Raw genomic sequence first — 17,834 nt, forward strand, 5'->3', positions numbered from 1 at the left:
CCGTCACAGTCCCAAATCTACGCGCGGGTAGGACGGAAGTACAGCGGGGGCGGTGCGGAGAAGCGTTAATGCAACCCCTTCCCACCGATTGGTAAGGGTGCTTATCATATTGTTTCCTTTCGACGGCGGCCGCGGCACCGGGAGCGACCGGTGTGGAGGTCGCCGAATATTCGACTCATGCGTGCTCCGGATGGGTAACCAAAAGAGAAGGAGAACAACGAGATGAACGATTCGCCCCTGCACCAGGATCTGCCTCTGCCCGACTACGACCACCTGCCCGTGGGGACGCTTCCCACGCGCATCACCGGGCTGGATGAAGCGGAGGTTGCCCAGTTGGTGGCGTACGAAAAGGCGCACGGCAACCGGCTCCCCATCCTGCAGGTCCTGGAGCAGCGTCTCCGGAACCTCCAGGACGGTGCCGAGCCCAGCGGCTCCAAGAACCCGCCAACGCCTGAGGTCCAGGGCAGCCCGGGGACTCCGCAGGCGTCCGAGGTCACAGGGCCGCCGGTCAACCCGCCGTCCCAGGGCGATCCCACCAATCCGGCACAGCCCCGCACATGAGCGGCGGAACGGACAGGAATCTGCAGGACAGGCAGGGCGCCTCCGGCACGGAGAGGCAAGACGGCGCCCGGGACCTGCGTGCCTTTGTCCGTTCCAGGGAGCTGGAGCTGGAGCGGCGGCTGGCCGAGTGGGTGCGCGTGCCGGGCATCCTGGGCGACCCCGAACACAGCCAGGACCTGCTTCGCTCCGCCAACTGGCTGGCCGGGGAGTTCCGTGAGGTCGGTTTCCCCGTGGCGGAAGTGCTGCCCACGGGGGAGTCGCACGCGGTATATGCAGAGTGGTGCCAGGCCCCGGGAGCGCCCACCGTGCTGGTCTACAGCCATCACGATGTCCGGGCCGTCCAGCCGCAGAACTGGGCCCTCACCGCACCGTTTGAACCCATCCTCCGCGAAGGCCGGCTGTATGGCAGGGGCAGCTCGGATGCCAAGGGCCAGATCATGGCGCACCTCGAGGCCGTGCGCGCCCACCTTGGGACCGGGACGGAAACCAGCCCCGACCAGGCGCCGGGGGTCAACCTGAAGTTCCTCATTGAGGGGGAGGAAGAGGCCGGCTCCCCGCACCTGGCCAAGCTGCTGGAGGACAATCCGGAGCGGTTCGCCGCCGACCTTGTCCTCTTCTCCGACACCCTCCTCTGGCATGCCGAACACCCGGCCATCTGCGTGAGCCTGCGCGGGATGCTCAGCGCCCACCTGGAGGTGTACGGGCCCGAGCGGGACGTGCACAGCGGGGCCGTGTCAGGGAATGCCCCCAACCCCGCCTTCGAACTCGGCAGGCTGCTGGGGCTCATGCATGACCAGGACGGCCGGGTGGCCGTTCCCGGGTTTTACGACGACGTTGAGCCCCTCCCCGCCGACCTCCGGAACGCCTTCAAGGACCTGCCCTTCAGTGAGGAGGACTGGCTGGCCCGGTCCGAGACCGGCGCGATCACCGGCGAGAAGGGATACACGGTCCTGGAACGGCTGTGGCTGCGCCCCGCCGTCGAGGTCACCTCCATCATTGCCGGCGACCCGCTGGGCATTTCCCGCGCCGCCGTCCCCGCCGTTGCCTCCGCCGACCTCAGCTTCCGTACTGTGCCCGGCCAGCGGCTGGAAAAGATTGCCGGGCAGCTGCAGGAATGGGTGGCCGCGACGATTGGTGACGCCTACAGCTTCAGCTTGATCCCCGACCTGGAGACGGCCCAGGAGCCGTACCGCACCCCGGACCACCCCGCCGTCGAAGCCCTTGAAAAGGCCATGGCGCTGGGGTTCAACGCGGAACGGACGGGCCGCATGGGGAACGCCGGCGGCGGCCCCGGCGAGCTGCTCAGCCGCAGCCTCGGCGCGCCCGTGCTGTTCTTCGGCACCGGACTGCTGGAAGACCACTGGCATGACAGCGACGAAAGCGCCAGCCTCGACGTCCTGATGAACGGGGCGGTGACGCTGGCCTGCTTCTGGGAAGAACTTGCAAGGAAGCAAGGGATAGGGGACGACGACGATGGACACCTACGGCAATGACGGCACCGGCGGCGCGGGCGAGGGCAGGCGGACGTTCGGAATCGAAGAGGAACTGCTGCTGGTGGACACTGCCACCGGGGAAGCTGTGCCGCTGGCGGGCGCCCTCCTGGACCTGTACGTCCGTCCGCTGGAGGCAGCAGCCGGGCCTGTCCTGACGGCTGAATTCCAGCAGGAAATGATCGAGGTGGTCACGCCGCCGCACGCCACTTTGGCGGACCTGGAAAAGGACATCGTCGCCGGCCGGGCCATCGCCCACCAGGCAGCCGAGGACGTCGGCGTCAGGGTTGCCGCACTGGGCACCTCACCGCTGCCCGCAGATCCCCACCCCGTGCAGCTCCGGAGGTTCCGGGCCATGGCAGAGGAGTACGGGCTGACGGCCAGGGAACAGCTCACCTGCGGCTGCCACATCCATGTCTCCGTCGACTCACCCGAGGAAGGCGTGGCCGTGCTGGACCGGATGCGCAACTGGCTGCCGGTGCTGATCGGGCTCAGCGCCAACTCCCCGTTCTGGCATGGCCAGGACAGCCGCTATGCCAGCTACCGCTCCCAGGTGTGGAACCGCTGGCCGTCTGCGGGGCCGCTGGAAGTCCTGGGCAGCCCGGAGGCCTACCACCAGCTGGTGCATGACATGGTGAGCACCGGCGTGGCCCTGGACGAGGGCATGATCTACTTCGACGCCCGCCTCTCGCGGCACTACCCCACCGTGGAGATCCGCCTCGCCGACGTGTGCCTCCGGCCGTGGAACACCGTGCTGCTCGCGGGCCTGGCCAGGGCACTGGTGGAAACCGCCGCCCGGGAATGGCGGGAAGGGATCGAGCCCGTGGCCGTCCCGTCGGCGCTGCTCCGCCTGGCCGGCTGGAAAGCAAGCCGGTGGGGTCTCCAGGATGAGCTGCTGGATCCGCACACCCACCGCCCGGCGCCCGCGCTCGCCGTCGTGAATTCCCTGCTGAACCACGTCCGCGGGGCGCTGGGGGACATAGGGGACCTGCACCGGGTGGAGGACCTGATGGACCGGCTGCTGGCCGAGGGCACCGGAGCGGTCCGCCAGAAAGAGGTGCTGCACCGCACCGGCGAGCTGGAGCGGGTGGTGGAGGACGCTGCCGACTGCACGGTTTCCGCCCCCTAGCTGTATTGACCTGTGAGGTTGGTGACGCGGCTGGCTGGTGGCTGACCTTTGAGTGAGGTGTGGCCTCGATGATGATTGTAGTGATGGAGCCAATCGGCGAAGGCGGCAACACGCTCGGCTTCTGAGCGGTAAGGACGGGCGTAGGCCCATTCATCGAGCATGGTTCGGTTGTAGCGCTCGACTTTGCCGTTGGTCTGGGGCCTGTACGGGCGGGTGCGCTTGTGTTTGATCGCCGGCCCCAGGGCGTCTTTGAAGGCGTAGGAGCGGTAGCAGGAGCCGTTGTCCGTCAGTACCCGTTTCACGGTAATCCCGTGAGACTCGAAGAAGGCGTTGGCGCGTTCCCAGAACCTGGCGGCGGTGTCCTTTTTCTCATCGGCCAGGATCTCGGTGTAGGCGAGCCGGGAGTGGTCATCAACGGCGTTGTGCAAAAACGCGTAGCCCGGTCGCCGGTTCGCGGCGGTGCCGGTCTTGTTTCTATTGCCCCCGGCTCGCCCTGTGACACGATGTCCGCCGCCGTCCGGGATCCGCCCGAGCTTCTTGATGTCGACGTGGACCAGCTCCCCGGGGCTGTGGTGCTCGTAGCGGCGGATCACCCGGCCCGTCGCACGGTCCAGCCAGGACAACCGCGCCAGCCCGAACCTGGACAGGACCCGGTGCACCGTGGAGGGGTGGATGCCCAGCAGAAAACCAATCTTTGCAGGGCCCCACCGGCGGTTGACCCTGACCGCGATGATCCGTCGTTCCCGCCGCACGGAGGTCCGCTGCGGGGACCTGACGGGCCGGCTGGAACGGTCGTTCATCCCGGCTTCACCGTGGGCCCGGTAGCGTGCGGCCCAACGGGCGGCGGTTGTCACCGAAACTTGGAACCGTTCTGCTGCCCGGCGAAGGGACCACTCGTCCTCGACGACGCACTGGGCCAGCCGAAGCCTGCCCTTGGGCGTGAGGAGCGCGTTAGCATGGGACATTGAAGACCTCCTTGTGGATCGGACTCTTAGACAAGCCCCACTCCACTCGGAGGTCTTCTTTTTGTCACCTATCCACGCCGCACGTTACTAACGTCCGTGGACAATACACCTAGCCGAGCAAGGAACCAGGATCAGTACGTCGTCGCGTTGGGCAGGATCAGCGGCGGCAGCGGTGCCTGGTTGAAGTCGAAGGAGGCGGCCAGGTCTCCCAGCTGCGGGTTGTTCTCCCGGACATCGGGGCGGGCGTCCGGCCTGCCGTCGGTGGCGGGGTCGATGCGCTCGCCGCCGAGGAAGTCGTCCTCGATGAACTTGAAGTAGGCGTCGTGGCTGAGTACCTGGTGGTCGATGAACCCCTTCTTCGCGTACGGGCTGATGACCAGGCCGGGGACGCGCAGCCCGTAGCCGTTGTTGTCGACCACCGGCGGGGTTTCATGGTCGTAGAACCCGCCCCAGTCGTCCCAGCTGAGAAAGATTGCCGTGCTGTCCCACTCAGGGCCGCTCATTACCGCATTGATCAGCCCGGCCACGTAAGCCTGCCCAGTACTGATCTTGGCCGGCGCGTGTTCGCTGACCTTGTCCGTTGGCGCCACCCAGGTGACGGCGGGCAGCGTGCCCTTCCTGGCGGCGTCGTAGAAACCGCCCAGCGGCTTGATGTTGCCCTGCTCGCCGTCCTCTTTCACGGTGTCGAAGTACAGCAGCGGGTTCCACAGGCCCGGGGTTTTGGCGTCCTGTTTCACGGGGTCGCAGGTGGCGGCATCGTTGCGGCAGTCCGGTTCCGTGCCGTTGAAAACGTAATAGGCCCAAGGCACGTGGTGCTTGTGGAGCAGGAACGTCAGGTCAGTCCAGGCGTAGTCCGGCAGTTCCAGTTTCTTGGCGGCGACGGTGAGCTTCTTCTTCAGGTCGTCCGGGACGGGCGCGGCATCCACCGCCGCCTGGCAGACAGCGTAGGAATCGGTGGGCTTGCAGCTGGTGCCGATCAGCTGGTCGATCTGGGCGGCGAGGGCCGGGTCAATGCCGGCGGCCTCCAGCGCCTCCCGGCAGGGATCCAGGTCCATCCCGGCCTGGCATTTTCCGATCAGCGTGTCCTTATCAGCGTGTCCTTAATGATCTGCGGCTCCGGTTCGGGGTCCGGGTCCTGCAGCGCATTCACGCACGACGACGGGTCCCCGGCTTTGGTGCACTTGGCCGACCACTCGGAGACCAGGTACAGGTGCGCCGGCAGGCTCCAGGAGGCGGCGGAGGCGAACAGGTGGTCCTGGAGCGTGAAGTTCTGCGCGTAGGCCCAGTAGTTGGGCAGGTCCCGGCCGTCGTGATAGCCCATGACGTCGGTGGGCATCGTGGTGCTGTACTGGCATTTGCTGCTGCTCGCGCCGCAGCCGGACAGGCCCTTCTCGGCCTGGGCCACGAACCCGTCCATGGCTCCGCCGTTGATGTCGGCCGTGGCGTCGGCATGGCTGTGCGGCCCGCCGGCGTTGCTGTCCGCCGAGTTGTAGAACGGCCGCGCGCAACTGCCGTCCGCCGGGTCCGGGACGCACACGGTGGGTTTGCCGTCCTTCATGGGGATTCCGTCGGCCCCGGGGTAGGTCCCGAAATAGCTGTCGAAGGACCTGTTCTCCTGGGTGATGATCACTACGTGCTTGATCTTGGCGATCCCGGCGGCGGCGCCGGTTGCTGCACGGGCGGCAGGTGCGGGATTGGCCTGGTCGGGACTGGCCTGGGCCGGATTGGCCGGCGAGGCGGGCGCGTCGGCGGCCGGCGTTTGTGCCGGTGTGCCGGCACGGAACGCGGCGGGAAGGACGACGGCGAGGATCACCAAAGCCAGCACTGCGGCACCTGCCAGCACGGCCCGGCGTCGTCCGTTCTGCAAGAGCCGCACTTCAGGACCCGTTCCGGTAGACGTCGTCGCCGAAGGTCCTGACGCCGGGGTCGCCGGCGAGGCCCAGGCGGGGGAGGTGGAAGAAGTCTTCGATGCTGGCCAGCAGGCTGTAGTGGTTGTAGGGCCGTTCCGAGGAGGTGCCCGGAGGGCTGAACGGGGACAGGATCAGTGCGCCCACCTTCCCGCCCGCCGTGCCGCCCGCCGGCACACCGGTGGCCGGTTGGGTCGGGCCTGCGGCGTCGCCTTCGGCCTCGTCGAGGGTGATGACCAGCATGCCGTCCTGCTTGTAGGCCGGGGACGCGAGAATGGCCGGCACCTGCTCTTTCAGCCAGTCATCCGCCGCACCCAGGCCGCCCTCCGAGCCGTCGGCGCAGGTGCCGTCATGCCCGTCATGGCACAGGTTGGGTGTGATGTAGGCCAGATTCGGGGTAGTGGCCACGGATTTCAGGTCGTCCTTGAGCGCGGAGAAACGGACCACGTTGGCGGCGCAGTCCGGGGACGAGGTGATGGAGCGGAAATAGACAAAGGGGTTGTGGTGCGTGGAGTACTGCTCCTCCGGGGTGGCCTTGATGTGGTTGTCCGCCTCGCCCAGGACCGGATGCTCGCACGGCTGCTGCATGTCCTCCATGTAGCCCTTCCAGGTTTTGCCCTGCGCGGCCAGTTGCCCGGCTACGGTTTGGGTGTCCTCCGGATAGACGCAGCCGTCGCCCTGAAGCGTGCCGTCCGGATCAGTGCCGGTGACGGTGAACTCGGTGTACGTATGGCAGTCCAGCTCGGTGCTGTCGTTGGGCCGCTGCCCCGAAATCTGGGCCAGGTAGTTGGGCAGCGAGTTGTGCGCTATGCCGTAGTAGTTCTTCAGCAGGACGCCCTTTTTCCGCAGCGTCCCGGACAGGTAGGGGGCGGAAGAATTGTCACCCCAGACGCTGGAGTACCCCTTGTTTTCCAGGTTGATCACAAAGATGTGCTGGGGTGTGCCGGCTGGCTTTGCGGCGTCGGCAGGCTTGGCCGCTGGGCTTGCACTGGCCGTGGACGTTGCAGTGGTGGTTGGAGTTGCGGTCGCGGAAGGACCGGAAGGACCGGAAGTGCCGGACGGCGTGGTGGTTTCCGGGGCCGGCGCGGGTGTGGGTGCCTGGCACGCCACCAGCGCGGCCAGCAGCAGTGCAAGCACCGGCAGCAGCACGGGCAAAGGGCGCCGCACGGCAGCGGGGGGACGGACTGATCTTCGGTTCACCGGCGGCCTCCGCGGTCTGTTATTCACCTGCGCCCCAGCGCTGCCGCCACTCTTGCACACCGGCACTGCGTTTTGCAGGGGCAATTGCTGTGAGTTGGCAGTTAATCGGGTCCTGCACCGGGCACCGGGGGGCCCTAGGTCTTTCTGCCCTACACCCGGCACACCGGCAGGCGTTGACTTGAATCGCGGGAAGCTGGAGGTCCGCGGGCTGGAAACGCACAACGCGTCCCGCCCAAACCAGAAAGGAAAGTTCAGTGAAAAAGTGGTATCGGTGGCAGGACTATGTAGCGGTCGCCGCCGGACTCTTCACCGCGGTGGCGGTCCTGTTCACGCGGCAGCAAAACATGTCCACCACCCTGATGCTCGTCTTCGGCGGGCTCCTGGTGGTCAGCGGCATCATCAACCTGGCCATGCCGGGAACTCCGGCCATGGAATACGTGCAGGCCATCCTCGCCGCAGGACTGGTCCTCTCGCCATGGCTCGGGACATACACGGGCGCGACGGGCGCAGCCTGGACGTCATGGATCGCAGGGGCGGTGGCACTGGTGGTAACAGCAGTGGCCATTAAGCCCAGCACCGACCTCCGCCACACCTACCGCGTCTCGCATTAACAAATAAGGGACTCCGCCATGACTGAGGTGCTGCGGTACGAAGTGGGATCCGGGACCGTGCTCGTCGAGGCTGCCGACAACAGCTACGGCGTGGACCATCCGGCACGGAACGAGCAGGGGATCCTGGACACGGGCAGGCGCCTGGAAGATGCACTCGCCAGCGTCCGCCCGGCCGCCCGCGCGGCACTCGAAGCCATGGCGGAACTCACCCCCGAACAGATCGAAATCGAATTCGGCGTCAAGCTTGCGGGGGACGCAGGGGCGGTGATTGCCAAGAGCAGTTCCGACGCCCACTTCGTCCTCCGCATGTCCTGGACCCCCGTGGCGGCAGCGGCGCCCGGGGAAGAAATCATTCACGGCGGGTGACGGCAATGGTTGCTTTTCATGACAGGCCCGACGCCGGGCGGCGGCTGGGCAAACGGCTCGCCGGCCTGCGCGGACGGGACGTGGTGGTGCTGGGCCTGCCCCGCGGCGGGGTCCCGGTGGCGTTCGAGGTGGCAAAGTCCCTCGAAGCGCCGCTGGACGTGATCGTGGTGCGGAAGTTGGGGGTCCCGTTCCAGCCCGAGGTGGCCATGGGAGCCATTGGGGAGGGCAACGTCCGAGTCCTGGATCCGCGTACCATCTCCATGGCCCGGGTTTCCCAGGAAGACCTGCAGCAGGTGGAACGGCAGGAGCGCGCACTGCTGGAAAGCAGGGTGGCGCGGTTCCGCCAGGGGCGCCGGCGCGTGGACCTCAGCGGCCGCACCGTGATCATCGTCGATGACGGCATCGCCACCGGTTCCACTGCGAAGGCGGCCTGCCAGGTGGCCCGGCACCTCGGCGCGGCGAAAGTCATCCTCGCCGTACCTGTCGCCCCCGCCCGCGCCATCGTTGACCTCAAGGAACCGGACGACGTTGTCTGCCTGCTCTCGCCCCAGGACTTCCAGGCCGTGGGCTACTACTACCACGACTTCTCGCCCACAGAGGATGACAAGGTGGTGCAGCTGCTGGACGCTGCCGCCTCACCGGCCCGCCAACGCGGCGAGGAAGGCGGCGACGGGAGCCTGGAACAGGATGTGGAAATCTCTGCAGGAAGGGCGGTGCTGCGGGGCAGCCTCTACCTTCCGGCCCGGTGTGACGGCACTGTCCTCTTCGCCCATGGCAGCGGCAGCAGCCGGCACAGCCCCCGCAACCGCTTCGTGGCCTCCGTCCTGCACGGGGCAGGCCTTGGCACCCTGCTCCTTGACCTGCTGACCCCGGAAGAGGAGGTTAACCGGGCCAACGTGTTCGACATCGGCCTGCTGGCCCGGCGGCTTTCCTCCGCAACCCATTGGCTCGAAGCCCGGCATGACGGCTCCGCCGGCCGGATCGGCTACTTCGGGGCCAGCACGGGCGCCGCCGCAGCGCTTTGGGCCGCGGCCGAACCCGGAGCCCAGGCCGCCGCCGTCGTGTCCCGGGGTGGACGGCCGGACCTGGCCGGCCCCCGGCTGGCTATGGTGAAAGCCCCCACCCTCCTGATCGTGGGCAGTGCCGACACGCAGGTGCTGGCCCTCAACCGCCAGGCCATGGCGCGGATGCAGGCCCCCACCCGGCTGGAGGTCGTTCCGGGCGCCACGCACCTCTTCGAAGAGCCCGGCACCTTGGCCATGGCGGCCACCCTTGCCGCGGACTGGTTCCGGCAACACCTCCTGCCCCAACCGGTGGGACGGGCCATGCCGGAGGCCCGGGGATGAAGGGTTCCGCCGGCAATAATGGCCACGGCCGCTGGGCCGGGCGCGCGGCCGAACGCGGCGCTGCGGCCGCTGCACCACGAATACCAACCAGCCCGGCGAACCCGAACTCGAGACCGAGCCCACGGGCTTCTAGCGATGACGGGAGGAGCACCATGACCACCGGAGTTGAGGGTTCCACGCGCTGGCCTGCCATCAGCAAGGACGTGGCCGCCTTCCCGGTCCAGCCCAACCTGCTGGACTACGACGCCGCCCGGCGCGGCTTCACCTGGGACCAGGCACGGCGGGCGCTGGCCGGGCTGCCCGGCGGCCGGGGGCTCAACATCGCCTACGAGGCCGTGGACCGGCACGTGGCGGAAGGCCGCGGCGGCAAGGAGGCGCTGCGCTTTGTCACGGCCGACGGCGGCACGCGGTCCCTGAGCTACGGTGACCTTGCGGAGCGGTCCGGCAGGTTCGCGGCGGTACTCATGAGCCTGGGCGTGGGGCCCGGGGACCGGGTCTTCTCGCTGCTGGGCCGCAGCCCCGAACTGTACGCCGCCGTCCTGGGCACCTTCAAGAACGGCAGCGTCTTCTGCCCGCTCTTTTCCGCCTTTGGTCCCGAGCCGGTATGGCAGCGGCTGCACCTGGGGACCGGCCGGGTCCTGGTGACCACCAGGGCGCTGTACCGCAAAAAGGTGGCGCCGGTGCGGGACTCGCTGCCCGAACTCCGCCACGTCCTGCTGGTGGACGCGGACGGCCGCGCAGACGGCCGCGGGGAACAGGGAAGCGCGGAACCGGGAACCCTGGACCTGGCCGCACTCCTGGCCCAGGTTGACCCCATCGAGGAAATTGCGGCCACCCAGCCCGAGGACATGGCCCTGCTGCACTTCACCAGCGGCACCACGGGCACACCGAAGGGGGCCATCCACGTCCACGGCGCCGTCGCCGCCCACTACGCCACCGGGCTCTTCGCCCTGGACCTGCACCCGGACGACATCTACTGGTGCACCGCGGACCCCGGCTGGGTGACCGGCACCTCCTACGGCATCATCGCGCCGCTGGTGCACGGGGTCACCGCCATCGTGGATGAGGAGGAACTGGACGCGGACCGCTGGTACCGGATTCTTGCGGAGCAGCACGTCACGGTCTGGTACACCGCCCCCACGGCCCTGCGGATGCTCATGAAGGCGGGAGCCGAACGCGCCGCAGGCCACGACCTCTCCGCGCTGCGCTTCATCGCCAGCGTGGGTGAGCCACTGAACCCGGAAGCGGTGGTGTGGGGCCAGGACGTGCTGGGCCTGCCCGTGCACGATAACTGGTGGCAGACCGAGACCGGTGGAATCATGATCGCCAACTACCCCGCCATGGACATCCGCCCGGGCTCCATGGGCCGGCCGCTGCCCGGCATCGAGGCGGCCCTGGTGGCCCGCGACGCCGACGGCAAGGCCATCATCAAAGACGGCCAGGCCGTCCTGGTCACCGAACCGGACACCATGGGCGAGTTGGCGCTGCGCCCCGGCTGGCCGTCCATGTTCCGCGGCTACCTCAACGAGGAGGAGCGGTACCGGCGCTGCTTCGCCGGCGGCTGGTACCTCACCGGCGACCTGGCAAAGCGCGACGGCGACGGCTACTTCTGGTTCGTCGGCCGCGGCGACGACGTGATCAAGTCCTCCGGCCACCTGATCGGCCCCTTCGAGGTGGAAAGCTGCCTCATGGAGCACCCGGCCGTGGCCGAAGCCGGCGTGATCGGCGTCCCGGACCCGGTGGCCGGCGAAGTGGTGAAGGCCTTCGTGGAACTCAAACCCGGCCATGAGCCCACGGAGGGCCTGCAGCTGGAGATCATCGGCTTCGCACGGAAACGCCTCGGCGCCGCCGTCGCGCCCAGGCTGCTGGACTTCACCACCACCCTGCCCAGGACCCGCAGCGGCAAGATCCTCCGGCGGCTCCTGAAATCCCGCGAACTGGGGCTTCCCGAAGGCGACACCTCCACCCTTGAATCCCCTGCAGGACCGGCAGTGACATTGAAGGACCAGCAATGAGAACCCGCCAGGACCAGCCATGACCACGCTTAGGAACCAAGGCGTCCCGGATGCCGGGCATGCACAGCACCTTCTGCGGCAAATGCTGCGGGTGCGCCGGCTCGAGGAGAAATGCATCGAGCTCTACAGCGCCGCGAAGATCCGCGGCTTCCTGCACGTTTATATCGGGGAGGAAGCCGTGGCGGCAGGGGTGATGGAAGCTCTGCTGCCGGAGGACGCCGTGGTGGCCACCTACCGCGAACACGGGCACGCGCTCCTGCGCGGCGTTTCGGCCGGGGCCATCCTCGCCGAAATGTACGGCCACGCGGAGGGTTGCTGCCGGGGCCGCGGCGGTTCCATGCACCTCTTTGACGCCGCCACCCGCTTCTACGGCGGAAACGCGATCGTGGCAGGCGGGCTGCCGCTCGCCGTCGGCCTGGCCCTCGCGGACCGGATGGCCGGGCGCCAACGGGTGACCGTCTGCTTCTTCGGCGAAGGCGCTGTGGCCGAAGGCGAATTCCACGAAAGCATGAACCTGGCCGCGCTGTGGCAACTGCCGGTGCTGTTCTGCTGCGAAAACAACCTCTACGCCATGGGCACCGCGCTGGGCCGCTCCGAATCCCAGACGGACATCGCGCTCAAGGCGGCCGGCTACGAGATCTCGGCGTGGGCGGTGGACGGCATGGACGTGCTCGCCGTTGAGGAGGCCGCCCGGCGCGCCGTGGACGCCGTGCGGTCCGGCGGCGGCCCGCACTTCCTGGAGCTGCGCACGTACCGGTTCCGCGCCCACTCCATGTTCGATCCCGAGCTGTACCGGGAGAAATCCGAGGTGACCCGGTGGATGGAACGGGACCCCATCAGCCTGTTGCGGGCCGCCATGCAGGCGGCCGGGCAGCTGCCGGACGAGGAGTGGGCGGCACTGCAGGCGGACGTGGAGGCGGAGATCAGCACCGCGGTCGGATTCGCTGAAAACGGGACGCCGGAACCGGTGTCCGAACTCGCCCGGTTCGTCTACAGCGACCGGGCGGACGACGGAAGCGACGTCGGTAGCGTCGCCGGCGATGGGGCCGGGAAAGAGGGGGCAACACCATGAAAACCACGTACCGGGAAGCCATGCGCGCGGCCCTCCGCGACGCCATGCAGCGCGACGAACGCGTGTTCCTGATGGGCGAGGACGTGGGCCGCTATGGCGGCAGCTTCGCCGTCAGCCTGGGCCTGCTGGAGGAGTTCGGACCCGAGCGGATCCGCGACACCCCGCTGTCCGAGTCCGGGTTCGTGGGCGCAGGCATCGGGGCGGCACTGGGCGGGATGCGTCCCGTCGTCGAAATCATGACCGTCAACTTCAGCCTGCTGGCGCTGGACCAGATCATCAACAACGCCGCCACCTTGCTGCACATGTCCGGCGGCCAGTTCAACGTGCCCATCGTCATCCGGATGACCACCGGCGCCGGCCGGCAGCTGGGCGCCCAGCACTCGCACAGCCTCGAAGGCTGGTACGCCCACATTCCGGGCCTGCGGATCCTGGCCCCCGCCACGTTGGCGGACGCGCGCGGCATGCTGTGGACCGCGCTGCAGGACCCGGACCCGGTGCTGATTTTCGAGCACGGCTCGCTGTACAACATGGCCGGGGAGCTCGATGACGACGCCGGCGCCGTGGACATCGACAAGGCGACGGTCCTGCGCCGCGCAGACAGCAAGGCGGACGGAAGCGCGGACGCCGTCACCATCATCACGTACGGCGGCACCCTGCCCATGGTGCTGGATGCCGCGGACCAGCTGGCCGGTGAGGGCATCGGGGCGGACGTGATCGACCTGCGCACCCTTCGCCCGCTGGACACGCACACGCTCCTCGACAGCGTGGCCAGGACGCACCGGGCCGTGGTGGTGGACGAAGGCTGGCGCAGCGGCAGCATCTCCGCGGAGATCGCCGCCAGGATCAGTGAGCTGGCGTTTTTCGACCTGGACGCCCCGGTGGAGCGGGTGTGCAGCGCAGAGGTGCCCGTCCCGTACGCCAAGCACCTGGAGCAGGCAGCGTTGCCGTCCGTGGAGCGGGTCATGGCGGCCGCACGAAGGGCCGTGGGCGCCGGTGGCTGAATTCCGGATGCCGTCCCTGGGCGCGGACATGGAGCACGGCAAGGTGGTGGAATGGCTGGTCAAGCCCGGGGACTACGTCCACAAGGGCGACCTGGTGGCCGCCGTGGACACGGACAAAACCGTGATGGACATCGAGTCGTTCCAGGAGGGCGTGGTGGCCGAGTTCCTGGTGGACATCGGCGACACCGTGGAAGTGGGCACCCCCATCGCCCGGATCACGGCCACCCCCGCGGAGGTCCCACCCCTTCAACCCGCACCCCCGCTCACTTCCGGCACGTTTTCCCCCGACGCCCGCTCACCTTTGGCAGCCAAAGAGCCAACCCCCGCTCACCCCGGGCAGGAAGGCGGGCATACGGAGCCGTCCGCAAAGGCCGCGCCGCCGGTCCGGCACCTGGCGCACACGCTGGGGGTCGACGTCGGCCGCATCAGCGGAAGCGGGCCCGGCGGTGAAGTGGTGAGGGCCGACGTCGAACGCGCCGCGGCTGGGCCAGCCACCTCGGCGGCGCCGGAGGAAGCGGTACAGCCTGCAGTGCCGGAGGCGGCGCCACCCGCTGAAGCCAGGCGGGTGCGGTCATCGCCCCTTGCGCGCCGCCTGGCGGCCGAACTGGGGGTTGACCTGCAGAACGTTGCCGGGACGGGTCCCGGCGGGGCAGTGACGGAGGACGATGTGCTGTCCGCTGTCCCGCCCCGGAGCCGGCCACCAGCCGGACCCCCGTCCGGGCGGGCGGCGGAAGCACCGCCGTCGTCCGCCCAGGCAACGGAACCGTCACACGAAGCCGCGCAGGAGGCACCCAGGCGGGAACGCACGACGGCGGCCGGCGGCAAGGCTGAGAGCCTGCGGCAGGCGATCGGCGCGCTGATGTCCCGGTCCAAGAAGGAGATCCCGCACTACTACCTGTCCACCACCCTGGACCTGGCGGCTGCGGTGGCGTGGATGCAGGCGGCAAACCAGCAGCGGCCTGTTTCGTCGCGGCTGGTGCCGTCCGCGCTGCTGCTGAAGGCCACGGCACTCGCGGCGAAGGAGGTGCCGGACATGAACGGCTTCTTCACCAAGGGCTCGTTCCATCCCAGCAGCGACGTGCATCTGGGTGTCGCGGTGGCCCTGCGGCACGGCGGCCTGGTGGCCCCGGCCCTGCACCACGCGGACACCCTTACTGTGGACGAGCTCATGGACCAGTTGCGCGGCCTGGTCAGCCGGGCCAGGGCCGGCCGGCTGCAGCGCGCGGAGATGGCAGACCCCACCATCACCGTGACCAACCTGGGCGATCTCGGCGTCGAAAGCGTGTACGGGGTGATCTACCCGCCGCAGGTGGCCATGGTGGGCTTCGGCAAGGTCCTGGAGCAGCCGTGGGCGCACAACGGCATGCTCGGCATCCGGCACGCCGCGATCGCCACGCTGTCCGCGGACCACCGGGTGAGCGACGGGCTGCGCGGCGGGCGGTTCCTGGCCCGGATCGACGAACTGCTGCAGGAGCCGGAAAAGCTGTGAGCGAGGAGGAGCGGTGAACGAACAGGATGCGCGCCAGGCGGTGGAGGCGGCGATCGGGAAAGTAGCACCCGACGTCGAACCCGAAGACCTGGAGGGCGGCGCCAGGCTGCGCCAGGACCTGGAACTGGACTCGCTGGATTTCCTCCGCCTGGTGGAGGTGATCGCGGAGAGCACCGGCGTGGACATCCCGGAGGCCGACTACCCGGCCGTGGCCACCGTGGATGGGCTGGTCACCTACGTCGCTGCGCACGGGTGACACTGCGGTGGGAACCCGTGTTGAAGACCCGGTAAAGCCACGGCGGCGACGGCGTTGGCCCCGCCGCCTGGGGATCGCGGCGCTGGTTGTCCTTGGCCTGATCCTGGTCTCCACCGTTGCCAACCTGCTCCTGGAACAGCGGGAGAAGGCAACCCTGGCGCCCTACGGCGAGCGGATCGAGGTGGCCGGCGGCGCGCTGAACGTCGTCAGGAACGAGAGCACGGGTGCACACCAGGGCCCGCCCACCATCCTCCTCAGCGGCCTGGGAACAGCAGCACCCGGACTGGATTTTGCTCCCTTGGTCCGCGAGCTCAAGGATTTCGACGTCATTGTGGTGGAAGGGTTCGGTTACGGCTACAGCGACATGGAGGCCAGTGCGCGGACCAACGAGCACATCAGCAATGAGCTGCACGAGGTGCTGGCCAAACTCGGCGTCCGGCAGCCCTATGTCCTGGCCGGCCACTCCATCGCAGGGTTCTACCTGCTCGACTACGCCAACCGGTACCGCCCGGAAGTTTCAGCGGTGGTGGGCATCGACGCGACCATACCCAAGCCCGGGGACCATCCGTTGGAGGAACCGCAGGCGGGCATCAACTGGGTAAAGTTGGTGGCCGGAACCGGGCTGGTCCGTGTGGTGGCATCGCTGGCGCCGGGCCTGGTGGACCCGGACGGCAGCGCCTATTCGGACGAGGAGCTGCTGCGGATGCACGCCATGGTGCTGTGGAACTTCGGCAACGATGCCGTGGCTGACGAAACAGCACGTATCGGCAACAATGCGGCTGCGCTCCGGGGCGTCACGTACCCGGCCGACCTGCCGGTCCTGGCGTTCATTGCGGACGAAAAGGATGGGCGGGTGGCCGCCAAGGCCGCAGCGGCGGAGGACCTGTTGAAGAACGTCGCGCGGCATCAGGTCCTGCCGCTGGAGGGCGGACACTACCTGCACTGGACGCAGGCCCAACGGATGGCGGAGGAGATCCGCAGCTTCGTTGTCCCGGGCTGAACCGTGCCCTTGTTATCCGGCCACGTGGTCGTTGCCGCGCATCCTGACGGCAACCACCACACCGGAGACCGCGGTGAGCACCGCGACGGCGGCAATGGCCACCGGGATGCCGTAGAGGTCGGCCAGGACGCCGGACAGCAGGGCACCCACGGCGAATCCGCCGTCGCGCCACAGCCGGTAGATGCCCACGGAGCGGGCCCGCCAGGCCGGGTGGGCAACGTCGCCGATGGCAGCCAGCAGCGTGGGGTAGACCAGCGCAGTACCGAGGCCCAGCACGACGGCGGCGGCGAGCCAGGGCCCGAAGCCGTGCGCTGAGGCGATGATTCCCAGGGCGACGGCCTGGACCAGCATGCCGGCCGTGATGAACCATTTGCGGCCCCACCTGTCGGAGGCGGCACCGGTGACGAGCTGGGCGGCACCCCAGGCGGCGGGGTAGGCGGCCGCCAAGATGCCGATCTGGCTCAGGCTCAGTCCGGCACCGGCGAACAGGACCGGGAAGAGGCCCCAGGCCAGGCCGTCGTTGAGGTTGTTCACCAGGCCGGCCTGGCTGGCCGCGGAGAGCGAGCGGTCCTTGAAACTGGTGAGGGCGAAGACCTGTCCGGTAGTCAGGCTGGCGTGGGCGTTCACGTGGGCGCTGACGTGCTGGTTGGCTTCGGTCCTGGCATGGTGGCGGGTTTCCTTCACCGCAAGGACCGTGAGCCCCAGGCCGAGGGCGATGTATGCCGCGCCCAGCAGGAACGGGGCGGGGCGCAGGCCGAAAGCGGTGGCAAGGTAGCCGGTGGCCAGCGCTGTCACGGCGACGCCCAGGTATCCCGCGGCCTCGTTGAAACCCATGGCCAGGCCCCGCTGCTTGGGGCCCACCAGGTCCATTTTCATGATGACGGCGGTGGACCAGGTGAGGCCCTGGCTGATGCCCAGCAGCACGTTGGCCGCCACGATCCAGCCCCAGGACGGGCCGAAGATGAGCATGAGCGGCACCGGAACTGCTGCGAGCCAGCCAGCCACAAGGACCGGCTTGCGGCCGTACCGGTCGGAGAGTGTGCCGGCGAAGTAGTTCATCGCGGCCTTGGACAGGCCGAAGGCAAGGATGTAGGTCAGCGCGCTGGTGTACTGGTCCAGGTGGAATTCCTGCGAGGCCAGCAGCGGCAGGACCGTGCGCTCCTGGCCCAGCGTGCCGCCCACCAGCACGTTTACGGCCACCAGCAGCATGAACTGCGCCAGGTTCTGCCGCAGGCCCAGCACCGCGCCGGTTTGTCCGGCCTCGTGGCGGGGAAGCGTTCTGCCCTGCATTGGAGAAGCTCCGTCCGTTTGGTGGCAAAAGATGACTGGTGACAAAAGGGTGGCCCGGGCGTGTGGGGGCACGCCCGGGCCGGGTCCGGGGGCGCTGGGGACGCACCGGACCGGAACCCGGGCAGGAGGGGGGTCC

The 17,834-nt window shown here is 68.6% G+C and carries 17 protein-coding genes; 12 read left to right on the forward strand and 5 right to left on the reverse strand.

From position 1 onward, the window contains the following. Nucleotides 1-222 precede the first annotated feature (222 nt). From QF031_RS03080 to QF031_RS03090, 3 genes are read left to right on the forward strand one after another with little or no spacing between them, the layout of a single operon-like run. A complete protein-coding gene (locus QF031_RS03080; RefSeq protein ID WP_307423935.1) occupies nucleotides 223-561 on the forward strand; it encodes a hypothetical protein in 339 nt (112 codons plus the stop codon). Continuing rightward, nucleotides 558-2,054 (forward strand): M20/M25/M40 family metallo-hydrolase, encoded by a 1,497-nt coding sequence (locus QF031_RS03085; protein WP_307423938.1) that lies wholly within the window; start codon nucleotides 558-560, stop codon nucleotides 2,052-2,054. The genes QF031_RS03080 and QF031_RS03085 overlap by 4 nt, the downstream gene beginning before the upstream one ends. Then, on the forward strand, nucleotides 2,035-3,180 hold the full coding sequence (locus QF031_RS03090) for a glutamate--cysteine ligase 2 (RefSeq protein ID WP_307423941.1): 1,146 nt from the start codon (nucleotides 2,035-2,037) through the stop codon (nucleotides 3,178-3,180). The genes QF031_RS03085 and QF031_RS03090 overlap by 20 nt, the downstream gene beginning before the upstream one ends. Here the strand turns inward: QF031_RS03090 and QF031_RS03095 are convergent. From QF031_RS03095 to QF031_RS03110, 4 genes are all read right to left on the reverse strand, one after another. Then, a complete protein-coding gene (locus QF031_RS03095) occupies nucleotides 3,177-4,145 on the reverse strand; it encodes an IS481 family transposase (protein ID WP_307423944.1) in 969 nt (322 codons plus the stop codon). The genes QF031_RS03090 and QF031_RS03095 overlap by 4 nt on opposite strands. 131 nt (nucleotides 4,146-4,276) lie before the next feature. Then, nucleotides 4,277-5,200, reverse strand: coding sequence for an alkaline phosphatase family protein (locus QF031_RS03100; RefSeq protein ID WP_307423947.1), 924 nt, complete (start codon nucleotides 5,198-5,200; stop codon nucleotides 4,277-4,279). Between the two features lie 20 nt (nucleotides 5,201-5,220). Further along, the gene (locus tag QF031_RS03105; protein ID WP_307423950.1) at nucleotides 5,221-6,012 is read right to left on the reverse strand and encodes an alkaline phosphatase family protein; all 792 of its coding nucleotides are present in this window, start codon (nucleotides 6,010-6,012) and stop codon (nucleotides 5,221-5,223) included. Nucleotides 6,013-6,022: 10 nt separating this feature from the next. Continuing rightward, entirely contained in the window at nucleotides 6,023-7,201 is a 1,179-nt protein-coding gene (locus tag QF031_RS03110; RefSeq protein ID WP_307423953.1) for an alkaline phosphatase family protein, read from the reverse strand. 305 nt (nucleotides 7,202-7,506) lie between these two features. Here QF031_RS03110 and QF031_RS03115 point away from each other — a divergent pair, with 305 nt between their 5' ends. From QF031_RS03115 to QF031_RS03155, 9 genes are all read left to right on the forward strand, one after another. Further along, nucleotides 7,507-7,863 carry an SPW repeat domain-containing protein gene (locus QF031_RS03115; protein WP_255173129.1) on the forward strand — a complete coding sequence of 119 codons (357 nt, stop codon included), beginning with the start codon at nucleotides 7,507-7,509 and terminating at the stop codon, nucleotides 7,861-7,863. 18 nt (nucleotides 7,864-7,881) lie between these two features. Continuing rightward, on the forward strand, nucleotides 7,882-8,229 hold the full coding sequence (locus QF031_RS03120; protein ID WP_307423956.1) for a CU044_2847 family protein: 348 nt from the start codon (nucleotides 7,882-7,884) through the stop codon (nucleotides 8,227-8,229). A 5-nt stretch (nucleotides 8,230-8,234) separates the two neighbouring features. Beyond that, nucleotides 8,235-9,575 (forward strand): phosphoribosyltransferase, encoded by a 1,341-nt coding sequence (locus QF031_RS03125; protein ID WP_307423959.1) that lies wholly within the window; start codon nucleotides 8,235-8,237, stop codon nucleotides 9,573-9,575. Between the two features lie 152 nt (nucleotides 9,576-9,727). After that, a complete protein-coding gene (gene acsA, locus QF031_RS03130) occupies nucleotides 9,728-11,590 on the forward strand; it encodes an acetate--CoA ligase (RefSeq protein WP_307423962.1) in 1,863 nt (620 codons plus the stop codon). A 19-nt stretch (nucleotides 11,591-11,609) separates the two neighbouring features. Next, entirely contained in the window at nucleotides 11,610-12,662 is a 1,053-nt protein-coding gene (gene pdhA, locus QF031_RS03135; RefSeq protein ID WP_307423965.1) for a pyruvate dehydrogenase (acetyl-transferring) E1 component subunit alpha, read from the forward strand. Beyond that, nucleotides 12,659-13,663 carry an alpha-ketoacid dehydrogenase subunit beta gene (locus QF031_RS03140; RefSeq protein ID WP_307423967.1) on the forward strand — a complete coding sequence of 335 codons (1,005 nt, stop codon included), beginning with the start codon at nucleotides 12,659-12,661 and terminating at the stop codon, nucleotides 13,661-13,663. Before pdhA ends, QF031_RS03140 begins: the two co-directional genes overlap by 4 nt. Further along, the gene (locus QF031_RS03145) at nucleotides 13,656-15,152 is read left to right on the forward strand and encodes a 2-oxo acid dehydrogenase subunit E2 (protein WP_307423970.1); all 1,497 of its coding nucleotides are present in this window, start codon (nucleotides 13,656-13,658) and stop codon (nucleotides 15,150-15,152) included. The genes QF031_RS03140 and QF031_RS03145 overlap by 8 nt, the downstream gene beginning before the upstream one ends. Nucleotides 15,153-15,165: 13 nt before the next feature. Then, on the forward strand, nucleotides 15,166-15,408 hold the full coding sequence (locus QF031_RS03150; protein WP_307423973.1) for an acyl carrier protein: 243 nt from the start codon (nucleotides 15,166-15,168) through the stop codon (nucleotides 15,406-15,408). Then, a complete protein-coding gene (locus QF031_RS03155; protein ID WP_307423975.1) occupies nucleotides 15,374-16,408 on the forward strand; it encodes an alpha/beta fold hydrolase in 1,035 nt (344 codons plus the stop codon). The genes QF031_RS03150 and QF031_RS03155 overlap by 35 nt, the downstream gene beginning before the upstream one ends. Nucleotides 16,409-16,420: 12 nt before the next feature. On the opposite strand, the gene QF031_RS03160 is transcribed toward QF031_RS03155, so the two are convergent. After that, complete coding sequence (locus QF031_RS03160; RefSeq protein WP_307423977.1) at nucleotides 16,421-17,698, reverse strand: MFS transporter; 1,278 nt, start codon at nucleotides 17,696-17,698, stop codon at nucleotides 16,421-16,423. Nucleotides 17,699-17,834: the final 136 nt, after the last annotated feature.

Origin of the sequence: Pseudarthrobacter defluvii (assembly GCF_030816725.1) — a bacterium.
Lineage (GTDB): Bacteria > Actinomycetota > Actinomycetes > Actinomycetales > Micrococcaceae > Arthrobacter > Arthrobacter defluvii_A.

What these genes read in the sequence shown, in the direction of transcription:
- QF031_RS03080 (WP_307423935.1), top strand. Translation starts at nt 223, where the DNA reads ATGAACGATTCGCCCCTGCACCAGGATCTGCCTCTGCCCGACTACGAC.
- QF031_RS03085 (WP_307423938.1), top strand. Translation starts at nt 558, where the DNA reads ATGAGCGGCGGAACGGACAGGAATCTGCAGGACAGGCAGGGCGCCTCC.
- QF031_RS03090 (WP_307423941.1), top strand. Translation starts at nt 2,035, where the DNA reads ATGGACACCTACGGCAATGACGGCACCGGCGGCGCGGGCGAGGGCAGG.
- QF031_RS03095 (WP_307423944.1), bottom strand. Translation starts at nt 4,145, where the DNA reads ATGTCCCATGCTAACGCGCTCCTCACGCCCAAGGGCAGGCTTCGGCTG.
- QF031_RS03100 (WP_307423947.1), bottom strand. Translation starts at nt 5,200, where the DNA reads ATGGACCTGGATCCCTGCCGGGAGGCGCTGGAGGCCGCCGGCATTGAC.
- QF031_RS03120 (WP_307423956.1), top strand. Translation starts at nt 7,882, where the DNA reads ATGACTGAGGTGCTGCGGTACGAAGTGGGATCCGGGACCGTGCTCGTC.
- QF031_RS03125 (WP_307423959.1), top strand. Translation starts at nt 8,235, where the DNA reads ATGGTTGCTTTTCATGACAGGCCCGACGCCGGGCGGCGGCTGGGCAAA.
- acsA (WP_307423962.1), top strand. Translation starts at nt 9,728, where the DNA reads ATGACCACCGGAGTTGAGGGTTCCACGCGCTGGCCTGCCATCAGCAAG.
- pdhA (WP_307423965.1), top strand. Translation starts at nt 11,610, where the DNA reads ATGACCACGCTTAGGAACCAAGGCGTCCCGGATGCCGGGCATGCACAG.
- QF031_RS03140 (WP_307423967.1), top strand. Translation starts at nt 12,659, where the DNA reads ATGAAAACCACGTACCGGGAAGCCATGCGCGCGGCCCTCCGCGACGCC.
- QF031_RS03155 (WP_307423975.1), top strand. Translation starts at nt 15,374, where the DNA reads ATGGGCTGGTCACCTACGTCGCTGCGCACGGGTGACACTGCGGTGGGA.
- QF031_RS03160 (WP_307423977.1), bottom strand. Translation starts at nt 17,698, where the DNA reads ATGCAGGGCAGAACGCTTCCCCGCCACGAGGCCGGACAAACCGGCGCG.